Annotated in this window: 14 protein-coding genes; 9 read left to right on the forward strand and 5 right to left on the reverse strand. The window is 71.5% G+C overall.

What is annotated here, in order from left to right; genetic code table 11:
- The first annotated feature begins 66 nt into the window (after positions 1-66).
- The 3 genes from I5071_RS37835 to I5071_RS37845 are packed head-to-tail and all read left to right on the forward strand — an operon-like array spanning position 67 to position 1,800.
- The gene (locus tag I5071_RS37835) at positions 67-477 is read left to right on the forward strand and encodes a hypothetical protein (protein ID WP_236518241.1); all 411 of its coding nucleotides are present in this window, start codon (positions 67-69) and stop codon (positions 475-477) included.
- Between the two features lie 4 nt (positions 478-481).
- Positions 482-931, forward strand: a complete 450-nt coding sequence (locus I5071_RS37840) for a hypothetical protein (protein ID WP_236518242.1) — start codon at positions 482-484, stop codon at positions 929-931.
- Positions 928-1,800 (forward strand): HTTM domain-containing protein, encoded by an 873-nt coding sequence (locus I5071_RS37845; protein WP_236518243.1) that lies wholly within the window; start codon positions 928-930, stop codon positions 1,798-1,800. The genes I5071_RS37840 and I5071_RS37845 overlap by 4 nt, the downstream gene beginning before the upstream one ends.
- Here I5071_RS37845 and I5071_RS37850 read toward each other — a convergent pair.
- The 3 genes from I5071_RS37850 to I5071_RS37860 are packed head-to-tail and all read right to left on the reverse strand — an operon-like array spanning position 1,790 to position 4,424.
- Positions 1,790-2,782 (reverse strand): hypothetical protein, encoded by a 993-nt coding sequence (locus tag I5071_RS37850; RefSeq protein WP_236518244.1) that lies wholly within the window; start codon positions 2,780-2,782, stop codon positions 1,790-1,792. The two genes, I5071_RS37845 and I5071_RS37850, sit on opposite strands and share 11 nt — an antisense overlap.
- The gene (locus I5071_RS37855; RefSeq protein WP_236518245.1) at positions 2,782-3,843 is read right to left on the reverse strand and encodes a FecR family protein; all 1,062 of its coding nucleotides are present in this window, start codon (positions 3,841-3,843) and stop codon (positions 2,782-2,784) included. The genes I5071_RS37850 and I5071_RS37855 overlap by 1 nt, the downstream gene beginning before the upstream one ends.
- Positions 3,840-4,424, reverse strand: coding sequence for an RNA polymerase sigma factor (locus tag I5071_RS37860; RefSeq protein WP_236518246.1), 585 nt, complete (start codon positions 4,422-4,424; stop codon positions 3,840-3,842). Before I5071_RS37860 ends, I5071_RS37855 begins: the two co-directional genes overlap by 4 nt.
- Before the next feature lie 187 nt (positions 4,425-4,611).
- On the opposite strand from I5071_RS37860, the gene I5071_RS37865 reads away from it, so the two are divergent.
- The 5 genes from I5071_RS37865 (at position 4,612) to I5071_RS37885 (ending at position 10,937) form a co-directional block, all read left to right on the forward strand.
- A complete protein-coding gene (locus I5071_RS37865) occupies positions 4,612-6,150 on the forward strand; it encodes an FG-GAP repeat protein (RefSeq protein WP_236518247.1) in 1,539 nt (512 codons plus the stop codon).
- Positions 6,147-6,422 carry a hypothetical protein gene (locus tag I5071_RS37870; RefSeq protein ID WP_236518248.1) on the forward strand — a complete coding sequence of 92 codons (276 nt, stop codon included), beginning with the start codon at positions 6,147-6,149 and terminating at the stop codon, positions 6,420-6,422. The genes I5071_RS37865 and I5071_RS37870 overlap by 4 nt, the downstream gene beginning before the upstream one ends.
- 111 nt (positions 6,423-6,533) lie before the next feature.
- The gene (locus I5071_RS37875; protein WP_236518249.1) at positions 6,534-9,089 is read left to right on the forward strand and encodes a hypothetical protein; all 2,556 of its coding nucleotides are present in this window, start codon (positions 6,534-6,536) and stop codon (positions 9,087-9,089) included.
- A gap of 4 nt (positions 9,090-9,093) precedes the next feature.
- On the forward strand, positions 9,094-9,561 hold the full coding sequence (locus I5071_RS37880) for a hypothetical protein (RefSeq protein ID WP_236518250.1): 468 nt from the start codon (positions 9,094-9,096) through the stop codon (positions 9,559-9,561).
- A gap of 41 nt (positions 9,562-9,602) precedes the next feature.
- The gene (locus I5071_RS37885; protein WP_236518251.1) at positions 9,603-10,937 is read left to right on the forward strand and encodes an MATE family efflux transporter; all 1,335 of its coding nucleotides are present in this window, start codon (positions 9,603-9,605) and stop codon (positions 10,935-10,937) included.
- Between the two features lie 95 nt (positions 10,938-11,032).
- Here the strand turns inward: I5071_RS37885 and I5071_RS37890 are convergent, their stop codons facing one another.
- The gene (locus I5071_RS37890) at positions 11,033-11,215 is read right to left on the reverse strand and encodes a hypothetical protein (protein WP_236518252.1); all 183 of its coding nucleotides are present in this window, start codon (positions 11,213-11,215) and stop codon (positions 11,033-11,035) included.
- A gap of 202 nt (positions 11,216-11,417) precedes the next feature.
- Here I5071_RS37890 and I5071_RS37895 point away from each other — a divergent pair, with 202 nt between their 5' ends.
- Positions 11,418-11,876, forward strand: coding sequence for an OsmC family protein (locus tag I5071_RS37895; RefSeq protein ID WP_236518253.1), 459 nt, complete (start codon positions 11,418-11,420; stop codon positions 11,874-11,876).
- Between the two features lie 3 nt (positions 11,877-11,879).
- Here I5071_RS37895 and I5071_RS37900 read toward each other — a convergent pair whose 3' ends face one another.
- On the reverse strand, positions 11,880-13,577 hold the full coding sequence (locus I5071_RS37900; protein ID WP_236518254.1) for a hypothetical protein: 1,698 nt from the start codon (positions 13,575-13,577) through the stop codon (positions 11,880-11,882).
- Position 13,578 lies beyond the last annotated feature (1 nt).

The raw sequence follows: 13,578 nt of genomic DNA on the forward strand, positions 1-13,578 counted from the left end.
CGCGAGTCCCACACGCTGCATCACGAAGCTGCGCCCGCGCGCTCGCTTGGTGCATCCTCGCGCGCCATGCGTGCCCATCTCGCTCCGTTCCTGTGCCTCGTCGCGCTCTCGCTCGTCGCCTGTGGAAACGACGACACCGAAGCCGACCGCGTCGGTGTCGCCGCCGAGTGCACCGTCGACGCCGACTGTCCGGTGATCGAGTGCGACGTCGAGCCGTGCCCGGTGCTCGCGTGCCTGACCCAGTTCGCCGGGGGCTACTGCGGCATCGCGGACTGCACCGCGGACATCGACTGCCCCGAGGGCTCGGCGTGCGTCGCCCACGACGACGGCCGCAACTACTGCTTCCGGCTCTGCGCGAACAAGCCGGAGTGCAACCTGCGCCGCTCGGTCGACGTCGAGGCGAACTGCTCGTCGAGCGTCGAGTTCGTCGAGCCGCAGACGCTGCGCGCGTGCGTCCCGCCCTCGTCGGGCATCTGATCGCGTGGATCCGCGCGAGCGCGCGTTCGTGATCGTGCTCTCGATCGTCGTGCTCGGCGCGACGCTCTCGCCGCTCCTGCGTCATCCCGACGAGGACTCGTTCCCGCTCAGCACGTACCCGATGTTCTCGCACGCACGGCCGCGCGAGCTGGTGATGGTGCACGCGCTCGGGCTCGACGACGCGGGCGCGCGCACGCCGCTGCCGCCGATGATCAGCGCGGCGAACCGCGAGGTGCTGCAGTCGATGGCGACGCTGCAGCACGCGGTGCGTGGAGGCCGGGCGCGCGCGCAGTGCGAGGAGATCGCGGCGCGCGTCGCGGCCGACGATGGGCTCGATCACGTGGTGGGCGTCGAGATCGCGACCGACACGTTCGACGTCGTCGCGTACTTCGAGGAGGACCGCACCGAGCCGCTCGCGCGCGACGTGCACGTGTCGTGTCGGGTGCCGCGATGACGTGGTTTCCGCAGACTCCGGCGCTGCGCCTCGCGACGCTGCGCGTGCTCGTCGGCGGCTACGGGCTCGTCTACCTGCTGGTGCGGCTGCCGCACTTGCTGAGCTACGCGCTCGACGATCTCGGACGCTTCGCGCCAGTCGGCATCGTGTCGCTCGCGCCGGCGCCCACGCTGCCCTGGCTCTATCGCGCGCTCGTCGCGTTGCTGATCCCGACCAGCATCGCGTTCGTGCTCGGCGTGCGGCATCGCGTGCTCGCGCCGCTGCACGCCGCGCTGCTGCTCTGGGTGCTCACGTACTCGAACAGCTGGGGGAAGATCCTCCACACCGACAACCTCTTCGTGATGCACGTGATCGTGCTCGCGCTCGCGCCCGCGTCGGACGCGTTCTCGATCGACGCGCGTGGTCGCGCGCCGGTCGCCGATCACCCGCGCTACGGCTGGGCGCCGCGGTTGATGGTCGCGGTCGCGGCGGCGACCTATCTGCTCGCGGGGATCGCGAAGCTGCGGAACAACGGGCTCGACTTCGCGATGGGCGAGACGCTGCGCAACTTCGTGGCGTTCGACAACGTGCGCAAGATCGAGCTCGGCTCGGCGTACTCGCCGCTCGGCGCGGTGCTGGTGCCCTACGTCGGGCTCTTCTCGTTGCTCGCGTGGGGCAGCCTCGCGCTCGAGCTCGGCGCGCCGCTCGCGCTGCATCCGCGCATCGGACGCGCGTGGGCGATCGGCATGTGGGGCTTCCACGTCGGCGTGCTCGCGCTGATGGCGATCGGGTTCGTGTACCCGCTGAGCTTCATCGCGTTCGCGCCGCTCTTCGAGGTCGAGCGCATCTGGCGCGCGAGGCCGCTGCGACGATTCGCGATCACTGGATGACGACGCCGGCGCGCGCGCCGAAGAAGAAGCCGCCGAGCAGCTCGTCGTAGTCGCTCGGGAATTCGTAGCCCGGGGGCTGATCGACGAAGTACGAGACCGGCGTGAGCGCGCCGCCGAGCTCGAGATCGACGGCGATCGCGAGCGTCGCCGGCACGACGAACACCAGCGAGCGCACGAAGCCCCCGAGGTAGCCGTGCAGCGTGCCCGAGAGGATCTCGTTGAACGCACCGCGCGTGTACGAGACGAGCTGCTCGAGCGTGGCGCGCGCACCGACGTCGATCTCGAGCCAGTCGTCGCCGCCGAAGAGCACGAACGCGCTCAGCGTGCCGCGCACGACGAGCATGTCGTAGTGCCACTGCGTCCCGCCCTCGATGCCCGCGCCGATCTCGGCGCCGAGCCCGAGGGTGCCGCCGCGCGCGACCTGCAGCGCGAGATCGAGCCCGCCGAGCGTCGCCGGCGTGTCGGGCACCTGACGGAACGACGCGAGCCCGACGAAACGAACGCGCAGCGGAGGCTCGGGCGCGGCCTCGATCACCGCGGGCGCCGGCGCGGGCGCAGGCGCGGGCGCGGGCGCGGGCACGGGCTCGGTGGTGACGACGACCGGCGCCGGCTCCTCGACGCGCCCTTCGATCGTCGCGAGCCACTCCGCGATCCACAGCGCCGCGATGCGCGCCCGGCTCGACGAGGGAAAGCCCGCCATCGCGAGCTCCGCGGGCCCACGCAGGGTCGCGCCCTCGCCATCGAGCACGCGCGCCGACCACACCTCGGCCTCGCAGTCCGCGATCACCACCTCGACGCGCAGCGGCGCCGCGCCCTCGGGCACCAGCTGCCACGACGCGCCGAGCTCGAGCGCGAGCGCGCCTGCCACCGCGCCCTCCGCGCCGGCGCATCCCTCGACCCGCACGCTCACCTCGCGCGCCGACACGCTCGAGGCCGTGCAGGTGATCGCGCTCGCGATCACCGCCGCGATCCACCGCGTCATCACGGGCCGATCGCGCGCGACACCGACGCGCGCCACGCGCCGTTCGGATATGCGCGCAGATACTCTTCGGCCGCGCGCAGCGCGCCTTCGCGATCGCCGCTGCGCGCGAGCGCATCGACGAGACGCGCCTTCGCGGTCTCTTCGAGCGCGGGAGGGAGCCCGGCCGCGATCGCACGGCGCAGATCGACCACCGCTTCCGCGGCGCGCCCGTGATCGAGCAAGAGCCGCCCGCGCGTCAGGCTCGCGATCGCCGCGCGGCGATCACCCTCGCGCTGCGCCGCGATCGCGAGGTGCTCGAGCGCTTCGTCGATGCGCCCGGCGCGACGCGCTTCGTCGGCTCGCTCGAGCAGGGTATCGATGTCCTCGACCGGCACGCGCGGCACGCGGCGCTGCGCCGGCTCGGCCGCCGCGACCTCGGGCTCCGGCTCCGCCGGCGTCGCTTCGACCTCGCGCACCGGCGCCGCCGTCGCGACGTGGATCGACTCGCCCGCGCCCAGCGAGCGCACCCGATCGGGCACCGACTCGCCGCGCACCAGCACCCGGCCGCGCGCGACCTGCACCCGCACTCCGTCTTCCGCGCGATCGACCTCGAACGACGTCCCCACGACCTCGACGGTCACCACGCCCGCCTCGATCGTCCAGCGCCTCGGCCCGCCGGGACGCACGTCGAAGCGCGCGCGCCCCTCGCGCAGGAGCAGCGAGAACCGCTCTCCCGAGTTCTCGAGCGGCTCGAGCGATGCACCGGGCGCGATCGCGATCACCGATCCGTCGTCCAGCGCGACCGACGCACCGGTCACGCCCGCCGCGCGCATCGCCTCGTCGATCGGCGCGCCCTGCGTCGCGAGCGGCCCGGGTCGCGACGGCGAGACCTCGCGCGGGATCATCACGACGAGCACCGCCGCCGCCGCTGCGAGCACCACACCGCCTGCGATCGCGCGCCGTCGTCGCGTCGTGTCCTGCGCGTACGTGCGATCCGCGATCGCGCGCCACCCTCGCGCGAGCCGCGCCTCGTCGACCGGCACCTCGAGCGTCTCGCCGAGCTGCGTCTTGCGCTCGCTCATGCCTCGTCCCCCCTCGAGATCGACGCGCCGATGCGCGCCTGGATCTCCTCGTCCGCCGCCACGATCCGCCGCTTCACCGTCGCGAGCGACGCGCCCACCGCGTCCGCGATCTCCTGCAGCGGCCAGCCCTCGACCCGCCGCAGCGTCCACGCGATGCGCGCATCGGCCGGCATCGCGCGCAGCACGTTCGAGATGCGCGCGAGCTCCGCGCGCTCCTCGGGGCCCACCGAGTCCGACGCGAGCTGATCGAAGCTCACCTCTTCGTCTCCCCGATCGAGCCCCAGTCGCTTCAACAACCCTCGTCGTCGCAACCTCGAACGGGCGAGGTTCGCCGCGATGCGCGCCACCCACGCGCCGAACGACGCGGGATCGCGCAGCGTCGCGAGGCTGCGCAGCGCCTTCACGAACGCGTCCTGCACCACGTCGTCGACCTCGGCGGTGCGCCCGAGCAGCAGCGTGGCGACGCGGATCACGTCGGGCGCGTGACGACGATAGAGCGCCTCACCGGCCCATCGATCTCCGGCGATCGCCCGCGCGACCAGCGCCGCGTCGTCTCCGCCGCGCGAGGGGAGCGGCGTCACGACCGCGCCGCCGTCGGACGTGCGACGCTCCGCCGGAGCTCGAGGGGTGTGCGACGCTCGCATCGTGGGTCCGACGCTCGAGCGGACGAGAACGGCTCACGCGAAAAAAGATCGAGCCGAAGCGCGAGCCCGGTGCGTCGAGCCGTCAACGTCCGCCAGAGGACGGGAAAGGGCAACCCTTCTCGCCATGAGAGCCGTCGATCTGCTTCGCTTCTTCTTCGCCGCGGCCGCGCTCGCCGCGCCCTTCGCCGGATGTGACGGCGGGCCGAGCCTCGAGGAGCTCAACCGCGTGACCGCGGTGCGCGACCCCAGCGTCGACGACACCGCGCCCGACGCGCCGTTCCGCCCCGGTCAGCGCCGCGACGTGGGAGACGCGGACGCGACGTTCGACGCCGAGGGCTGGAACGAGTTCATGAGCGCGGTGACGATGCCCGGCGATCTCGACGGCGACGGCATCGGCGATCTCGTCGTGTGGGGCGAGCTCCCGAACCCGCCCGACATCGTGCCCTGCCACATGGGGTGCCCCGGCTTCTCGCAGCTCGCGATCCGCATCATCTACGGCTCCACCACGCTCGGCGCCGACGGAACGCTTCGCACCGACGCGGAGCTGCTGAGCTGGCACGTCAACGGGCTGCGCATGTCGGTCGACGCGGCGGGCGACGTGAACGGCGACGGGCTCGCCGATCTCGTCGTCGGCGTGGGCACGTCGATCGACGACGTGCAGGGCAACGCGTTCGTGATCCTCGGCGGACCGCGCCTGCGCGGCACCCACGACGTGCGCGACGTGGGCCTCCTCCTGCGCGAGAACGGATCGACGCACTTCGATCAGGTCGCAGGGCTCGGCGACGTCGACGGCGACGGGCGCGACGACTTCGCGGTCGGCGCGACGCAGTGGCCCAGCGCCGAGGATCCGCGCGGCCGTCTCTACGTGTACTACGGCGCCGATGGCGAGCCCGATCGTCGCAGCGAGGACGATGCGAGCGCCGCGATCACGAGCGAAGGCGCGACGCGCTTCGGCATCGCGCAGGCCGCGGGCGACGTGAACGGCGACGGACGCGGGGACTTCCTGGTGCGCGAGGAGGACGAGCTCGGCGCGGTGATCGCGACGACGTGGCTCGTGCTCGGGCGTGCCGAGCGCTTCGCGGGCGACGTCGACGTGGCGAGCATCGGCACGCGCATCGACGCCAGCGTGGTGCGCGGGCTCGGCGATCTCGACGGCGACGGGATCGACGATCTCGGCGCGACCGCCGACGAGGGCGCGCGCGACGGATTCGTGCTCTGGGGCCGCCCCGAGTGGCCCGAGTCGATCGTCCCGAGCGAGGCCGACACGTGGATCGATCGCGGCGAGGACACGCGCGCGAGCGGGACCGCAGCGCGACAGGTGCTGCCCGCGGGCGACGTCGACGACGACGGCCACCCCGACTTCTTCTATGCCGATCCCGGCTACGGGCCCGAAGGCGTGTCGCGCGGTGCGGCGTACCTCTTCCGCGGTGCGCTCGCGCGGGCGAGCGGCGGACATCCGCTCTCCGAGGCGACCGCGTTCCTCGGGCAGGACTGGCACGCGGAGAACGAGCCCGACACGCGGCGCGGCTACGACTCGATCGGGCGCTCGATCGCGTCGGGCTCCGACGTGAACGGCGACGGCATCGACGATCTCGTGCTCGCGGCGACGAGCGCGCCCGACGGTGGTCGCGGCTATCTCTGGCTCGGGCGGAGGGACGAGTGATTCGCGCGCTCGTGATCGCGCTCGCGCTCTTCGTCGCTGCGTGCGCCGAGAGCCATCGGCGCGGGGACGAGGAGCTCGACGCGATGATCGCCGACGCCGACGCGAGCACGCTCGATGCGGGCGGGCGCGATGCGGGCGTGCGCGGCGACGCCGGGCCTGGACCGCGCTGCGGGCCCAACCGCTGCCGCGGCGGCGAGATCTGCTGCCACGCCGAGTGCGGCATCTGCGCGTTCGAGGACGAGTGCGCCGACATCGTGTGCGGCGTGCGCTGATTTCGAGCCCGCGTTTCCACCGCACAGTCACACGACAGGTGTCCGTCATGAGCGGTTCCCTGCTACGGTCGTCCGCTTCCGGATTCCCGGATGCTTCAGGGGAGCAAGCGCATGCGGTGGTCGTCTCGATTCGTGTGGATGTCGGTCGTGCTCGCGACGTTCGTCGTGGTCCCAGGTTGCGGCGACGACGATGTGATGGACGTCGCCGACGCGGGGCGCGACGCGGGCCGTGGCGACGCCGGTCGTGACGCGTCGACGCCGGTCGATGCCGGCAGCGACGACGCGCAGGTCGAGGACGACGCGCAGGTCGAGGACGACGCGCAGGTCGACGACGACGCGAGCGTGATGGAGGACGGCGGCATGCCCGACGGCTGCACGCCGATCGAGTGCGACGTCGAGGCGTGCGGCACGATCGACGACGGCTGCGGTGGCACCGCGGACTGCGGCGGCTGCGCGGCGCCCGACACCTGCGTCGACAACGTGTGCACGTGCGTCCCGCAGACGCAGGAAGCGGCGTGCGGGACGCGCGAGTGCGGAGCCGCGCCGAACGGCTGCGGGACCAACTACGACTGCGGCACCTGCGACGGCGGTGAGACCTGCAACGCGAGCGGCACGTGCGAGTGCGTGCCGGTGACGCAGGAGGTCGCGTGCGGCGCGCGCGAGTGCGGGACCGCGCCGAACGGCTGCGGGACCAACTACGACTGCGGCACCTGCGGCAGCGGTGAGACCTGCAACACGACGACCGGCATGTGCGACTGCGTGCCGGTGACGCAGGAAGTGGCGTGCGGGACGCGCGAGTGCGGGACCGCGCCGAACGGCTGCGGGACCAACTACGACTGCGGCACCTGCGAGAGCGGCGAGACCTGCAACGAGACGACCGGCGTGTGCGGGTGCGTGCCGGTGACGCAGGAAGCGGCGTGCGGCGCGCGCGAGTGCGGGACGGCGCCGAACGGCTGCGGCACCAACTACGTCTGCGGCACCTGCGACGGCAGTGAGGCGTGCAACACGACGACCGGCGTGTGCGAGTGCGCGCCGGTCCCGCAGGACGTCGCGTGCGCGGGCCGCACGTGCGGCACTGCGTCGAACGGCTGCGGCACCGACTACACGTGCGGCGCGTGCCCGAGCGGCGAGTCGTGCACCGAGACGTTCCAGTGCGCGCTGCCCAGCGTCGGCTGGTGCAAGCTGCAGTGGCCGCCCACCGCGACGTACGCCGAGGGCGGCAGCGTGACGGTCTACGGCCACGTCTACGTGCAGAGCCTCACCGATGGCTCGACCAGCACCGACACCGATCCCCGCTTGCTCGCCGCCGTCGGCTACGGCCCGGACGGCACGCAGCCGAGCACCGCGAGCTGGACGTGGACCAGCGCGACCGCGAACCCCGGCTGGACCGGCGGCAGCACGCCGAACAACGACGAGTACCAGGCCGACCTCGCCGCGCCGGCGGGCACGTGGGACTACGCGTATCGCTTCAGCAGCGACGGCGGCGCGACGTGGGTCTACTGCGACGGAGACGTCGAGGGCTCCTCCGACGGCTACGAGCTCGATCAGGCCGGCGCGCTCACCGTGACGGCATCGATCGCAGCGCCCTCGATCACGAGCGTGAGCCACGCCGCGCTCGCCCACGGCGCGCGCATCACGATCACCGGCACCGCGCTCGGGACGCTCACCGACGTGTCGATCGACGGCGTGATGCAGATGGTCGAGTCGACGAGCGACACGAGCGTCGTGATCCGCGTCGTCGACACGACGCCGATCGGCACCGGCCGCGCGCTCACCGTGACCGCGCCGAACGGCAGCGACACCGAGAACGTCACCGTCGTGCACCTCGTGATCAACGAGGTCGACAGCGATCAGGCCAGCACCGACACCGCCGAGTTCGTCGAGGTCACGACCGGCGTCGCCGCGCCGGTCGATCTCGGCGGCTATCACTTGGTGTTCTTCAACGGCGGCGACACGAACGACCCCTCGTACCTCTCCGTCGCGCTCACCACGACCGACGCGGCGGGCTACCTGGTGGCTGGCAACACTGCCGTCGACCCCGACGTCGTGATCGCGGGCAACTCGATCCAGAACGGCCCGGACGCGCTGGCGATCGTGCAGTCGAACTCGGCCATCGCGAACGGCACCGCGGCGAGCTCGTCGTCGCTGCTCGTGATCGACGCGCTCGCCTACGCCGCCAACGCGACCGGCGACGCGTCGGTGATCGCCGCGCTCTTCGGCACCGGACCGCAGGCGGTGAACGCGAACGAAGCCGGCGGCGGCTCGCTCAACACGCACTCGGTCCAGCGCTGTGGCGCGGCGCGCCGCGACGGGCGTTCGTTCCCGATCGCAGCGGTGCCCACGCCGGGCGCGGCGAACTCGTGCGCGGCGTTCACGCAGGCCGAGCTGCAGGCTCGCTTCGAGACGCAGTGCGCGTCGTGCCACGGCGCGAACGGCGATTTCGCGGTCGGCAGTGACTTCACGGCAGCGACCATCGGTGTCCCGTCGATGGAGCTGCCGACGATGTCGCGCATCACCGCGGGCGATCACCTGCAGAGCTACCTCTGGCACAAGCTGAACGGCAGCCATCTCACCGTCGGGGGCTCCGGCGTGCGGATGCCGTCGGGCGGGACGGCGTGGAACGCGACCGACCTCTACCGTCTCGCGCAGTACATCGATAGTCTCTGACCCGGTGCCGGGTGCGCTCGACGTTTACGACCTGATCCGCGCCGTGGTGGCGATCACGATCGCCGCCGCGGCCGCGGCGCACGAAGGGCGCACCCGCACCATCCCGAGCTCGCTCTCGCTCCCACCGATCGCGCTCGGCTTCGCGCTCGCCGTCGTCGACGGTCGGGTCCGCGCGACGATCGGTGGGCTCGTGCTCTCCGGCTTCGCCGCGCTCGTGCTCTCCGGCACGCGCATCCTCGCGGGCGGTGGCATCGGGCTCGTCGTCGCGCTCGGCGCGTGCCTCGGCCTCGCGCCCGCGCTCTACGCGTGGATCGCGGCGGTGATCATCACGCTCGTGGTGAGAGGCCTGCACGCGAGCGAGTATCCCGACGCCGCGGACGCCGGGCGTCCGACCTTGCTCGCGAGCCGCATCGCGCTGGTCGCGATCACGATCGGCGCCGCGATCGATCTCGCGCTGCAGGCCGCCGCGTAGCCGTTGCGGTCGGCCGAGAGCGGCCCCAAGGTGCGCGGTCCGTGCGACCCACACTGCGCGATCTGCTCGTCCTCGCGTGGCCCCTCGTCGTCTCGCGCGCGACCCAGACCATCGTCGGCCTCGCCGACGCGCTGATGGTCGCGCACCTCGGCGCGGGCGCGCTCGCCGCGACCACCGCCGGCGCGAACAACGCGTTCCTCGTGCTCATCCTGCCGATGGGCTGCGTCTTCATCGTGCAGAGCTTCGCGTCGCAGCTCTTCGGCAAGGGCGACGTCGGCGGCGCGCGTCGCTTCGCGCTCTACGGCCTGGCGATCGCGCTCGTCACCCAGATCGTCGCGATGCTCGCGGTGCCCGCGATCGATCCCGTGCTCTCGCTCTTCTCGTACGAGACCGACGTGCGCCACGCGATGTCGGGCTATCTCGTCTATCGCCTGCTCTCCGCGGGCGCGGCGATCGGCATCGAAGCGCTCGGCGCGTACTACGGCGGCGTCGGCCGCACGCGCGTCCCGATGATCGCGAACGTGGTGCTGATGCTGCTGAACGTCGGCTCCAACTGGGTGCTGATCGACGGCCATCTCGGCGCGCCCGCGCTCGGCGTCGAGGGCGCCGCGATCGCGAGCTCGATCGCGACGGTGATCGCGTTCGCCGGCTTGCTCGCGTACTTCCTCCGCGAAGGCGCGCTCTCGCGCCCGCGCCCCGACGAATTCGCGCGCACGCTGCGCTTCGGCCTGCCCTCGGGGCTCAACTGGTTCTTCGAGTTCTTCGCGTTCAACCTCTTCGTCAACGTCGTCGTCGCGGGCCTCGGCACCGAGGTGCTCGCCGCGCTGATGGCGGTCATGCAGATCAACGCGGTCTCGTTCATGCCCGCGTTCGCGCTCGGCAGCTCGGGCGCGATCCTCGTCGGCCAGTCGATCGGCCGCGACGATCGCGACGACGTGCCACGCATCGTGCGCATGACGTTCGGCACCACCGCGACGTGGCAGGGCCTCGTCGGCCTCGTGTACCTCCTGGTGCCCGCGCTGATCTTCGCGCCGTTCGCGAGCGATCCCGCGTCGCGCGACGCGCTCGTCGAGGTCGGCGTGCGCATGCTGATGCTCTCGACGTGCTGGCAGCTCTTCGACGCGGCAGCGACGGTGCTCGCCGAGACCCTGCGCGCCGCCGGCGACACGGTGTGGCCGCTGGGCGCGCGCCTCGTCCTCGCATGGCTGGTGTTCGTCCCCGGCAGCTGGCTCGGCGTGCGAGCTCTCGAGGGCGGCGACGTCGCCGCGATGCTGTGCCTGACGGCCTATCTCGCCCTGCTCGCGCTCCTGCTCTACGTCCGATTCCGCAGCGGCAAGTGGCGCACCCTCGAGATCACCGAGCCCGAAGTGGCCTGACGCCTTCGAACCCACCGCAACGCGGGCTCGCGACATCTCGCGCTCTCAGCCCAGAACAAGCGCGGCGTTCACCCTCCCGCGCGCGGCCTCGGCCCTCACGACCAACGGCGATATCGCTCGTAGTACTGGATCGTCGACAGCGTTCCGGTGAACCACTCGCCCGCGAGCTCCGCCGGCACCGCGCTCCGCGGCGTGTCCGGCGCGTCGTCGTTGCGACACCCACCGATCGCCATCGCTGCGAGGACCGCCATCACGAAGATGCGAACGTGCTCGTCCATGTTTCCCTCTCTCGGCGTCGTGCGATGCCGTCGCTCGCACGCGACGCCGAGTGATTGGCTCGGAGCGCGTCAGTCCGTCAGTGCAGGGAATCTTGTCTATTTCCTAAGAATTCCTGCCTCCCTCGATCGTGTCGATGGCTCCCATCGGATCGTCCGATGATCGTTGACGCTCGTCGTGTCTCCGCTCCAGAGTGGGAGCGCGATGCACGATTTTCCGCTCAAGCTCACGTGGCAGGGCACCACCGCGGGTCCCGCCGAGCACACACGCAACGCGGTCGCGAGCACCGGGCAGAAGCCCGACATCCCGGTGAGCGCGGGCGGCGCCTACCTCGGTGACGACACGCGCTGGAACCCCGAGGATCTCTTCGGCGCGTCGCTCGCGACGTGTCACATGCTCACGTTCCTCGCGCTCGCGAAGAAGGTGAAGATCGACGTGCGGCGCTACGAGGACAACGTCTCGGTGCGCATCGAGGCCGTCGAGGGCGTCACGCGCGTGACCCGCGTCCTCCTCGCGCCGACGATCACGATCGCGCCCGGCAGCGACGCCGAGAAGGCGCGCGTGATGTTCGAGAAGGCGCACAAGTACTGCTTCATCGCGAACAGCACGACGGCCGAGGTCGTGATGGAGCCGACGGTCGTCGTCGAGGGCGGCTTCACCTGACGATCACTGGGGATCGAGGCGCCGCAGCCCGACGATCCGATACTCGTTCGGCCCCGTCTGATAGAGATGGACGCTCGCTGCGCCCGTCGTCTCGCGGCCCGGCGTGGACGCGACCACGTCGATCACGAGGTACGGCGGCGGCCGCGGCGCTCCCACGGGCGTCACGTCGAGATCGGGCAGGAGCGCGCACACGTGCTCGTCGGTGCGTCGCTGCTCGACCTCCACCGCGGGACCGCCGTACGGCCAGTCGAGCCACGCGCTCGCGCGGTGTCGGCGATCCCACGCGTCGCGGATCTCCGACTCCACCGCGAGATCGCGCATGCACAGCCACGAGCGCTCGCCCTCGGCCACGACCTGCGGGAACGCCAGCGGCGACAGGCGCGTCAGGTAGCGCTCGAGGATCTTTCGCTGCCGCCCGCGCAGGATGCGCTCGAGATCGCGCGCGACGCTCGGCTCCGAGAACATCCCGGTCGCGATCAACGCGCGCAGCTGCTCGTCGTGGAACTGGCTGATGATGCGCGCCATCCACGCCATGTCCCGCTCGGTGCGCCGCTCGAACCCGGGGTTCGGATATCCATTGCGCCAGTCGTCGGGATGGAAGTCCTCGACGTTGTAATACGTGAAGACGGGATGCGGCCTGTCCGACGCATCTTCTCGATAGGGTCGCTCGAGCAGGCCCAGCGTCAGCAGATCGACGCCGATGTGCTCGAGATCGGCGTAGTGCGAGTGTCCGAATCGGCGCGTCAGCTCGTCGGAGCGCTCCCAGATCAGCCCGAACGAGTCACCGACGTCGAGGATGTAGTGCCGCACGTATCCGCGTGACTCGTCGTCACCGGCCGCGACCCATGCGTCGAAGTTGTTCTCCGCGCGCGAGTCGATGTGATTGAGCCACGCGGAGAGCACGTACATGCCGCGTATCTCGCGCCGGTGCTGGTGCTCGACGACGTCGTTGGGATCGTCGTCGCGACGCCCGTCGAAGCGCCAGCCGCCGAGCACGTCGCCGTCGACGTAGCGGCTCAGGCTCCCGCGCAGCCGGCCATCGGGCATGCGCAGCGCCGCGCCCATGACCTCGTCGAGATCGGCCTGGGTCATCGGCTGATCGCTGTGACCGTTCCGCATCGTGCCCGGCGCGATCTCGAACACGTCGGGGGTGAACGTCACGACTCGATTGCACGGCGTCGAATAGCCCACTGCGTGGAAGATGCGCGTCGCGATCGAGTCCGCCGCAGTCGTGAGCTCGGGGACGCGGATATCCGTCTTGAACAGATATCGCTGTCCCTCGACCTCGATCACGAATCCCGGCGTCGTGCCCTGCGCCTTGTGCTCGACGATCGTCCACGGCGTCGGCGGGATCTCCTGCTCCCCGCACGCGCCCTGCGAGAGCTCCTCGAGCGACACCGGTCGCAGTCCGATCCGGTTCTCGAACCAGCTCGAGCTCGGCACCTCGTCGACCGAATTGACGTTGATCGCCTCGCGCGTCTCTTCGTACTCCCAGAGCTCCGCGAGCTGCCGGAACGTGGTGTTGTCGACACCGTCCCAGATCCACGAGTTGTACTGCTCCTCGGGCTTCGGCCCGAAGACGATGCGATCGTCGTCGATCCACATCGGATCACGCAGCGGAAAGCGATGCGTGTGCGTGGTGGCGCAGCCGGAGAGCGCGAGCGCGGCGAGCGCGACGCGCCCGAACGACCTGGCGAGCATG

Origin of the sequence: Sandaracinus amylolyticus (assembly GCF_021631985.1) — a bacterium.
GTDB lineage: Bacteria > Myxococcota_A > Polyangia > Polyangiales > Sandaracinaceae > Sandaracinus > Sandaracinus amylolyticus_A.

Excerpts from the sequence above, each read along its gene's own strand:
- I5071_RS37835 (WP_236518241.1), top strand. The coding sequence starts at position 67 with ATGCGTGCCCATCTCGCTCCGTTCCTGTGCCTCGTCGCGCTCTCGCTC.
- I5071_RS37845 (WP_236518243.1), top strand. The coding sequence starts at position 928 with ATGACGTGGTTTCCGCAGACTCCGGCGCTGCGCCTCGCGACGCTGCGC.
- I5071_RS37850 (WP_236518244.1), bottom strand. The coding sequence starts at position 2,782 with ATGACGCGGTGGATCGCGGCGGTGATCGCGAGCGCGATCACCTGCACG.
- I5071_RS37855 (WP_236518245.1), bottom strand. The coding sequence starts at position 3,843 with ATGAGCGAGCGCAAGACGCAGCTCGGCGAGACGCTCGAGGTGCCGGTC.
- I5071_RS37865 (WP_236518247.1), top strand. The coding sequence starts at position 4,612 with ATGAGAGCCGTCGATCTGCTTCGCTTCTTCTTCGCCGCGGCCGCGCTC.
- I5071_RS37875 (WP_236518249.1), top strand. The coding sequence starts at position 6,534 with ATGCGGTGGTCGTCTCGATTCGTGTGGATGTCGGTCGTGCTCGCGACG.
- I5071_RS37890 (WP_236518252.1), bottom strand. The coding sequence starts at position 11,215 with ATGGACGAGCACGTTCGCATCTTCGTGATGGCGGTCCTCGCAGCGATG.
- I5071_RS37895 (WP_236518253.1), top strand. The coding sequence starts at position 11,418 with ATGCACGATTTTCCGCTCAAGCTCACGTGGCAGGGCACCACCGCGGGT.
- I5071_RS37900 (WP_236518254.1), bottom strand. The coding sequence starts at position 13,577 with ATGCTCGCCAGGTCGTTCGGGCGCGTCGCGCTCGCCGCGCTCGCGCTC.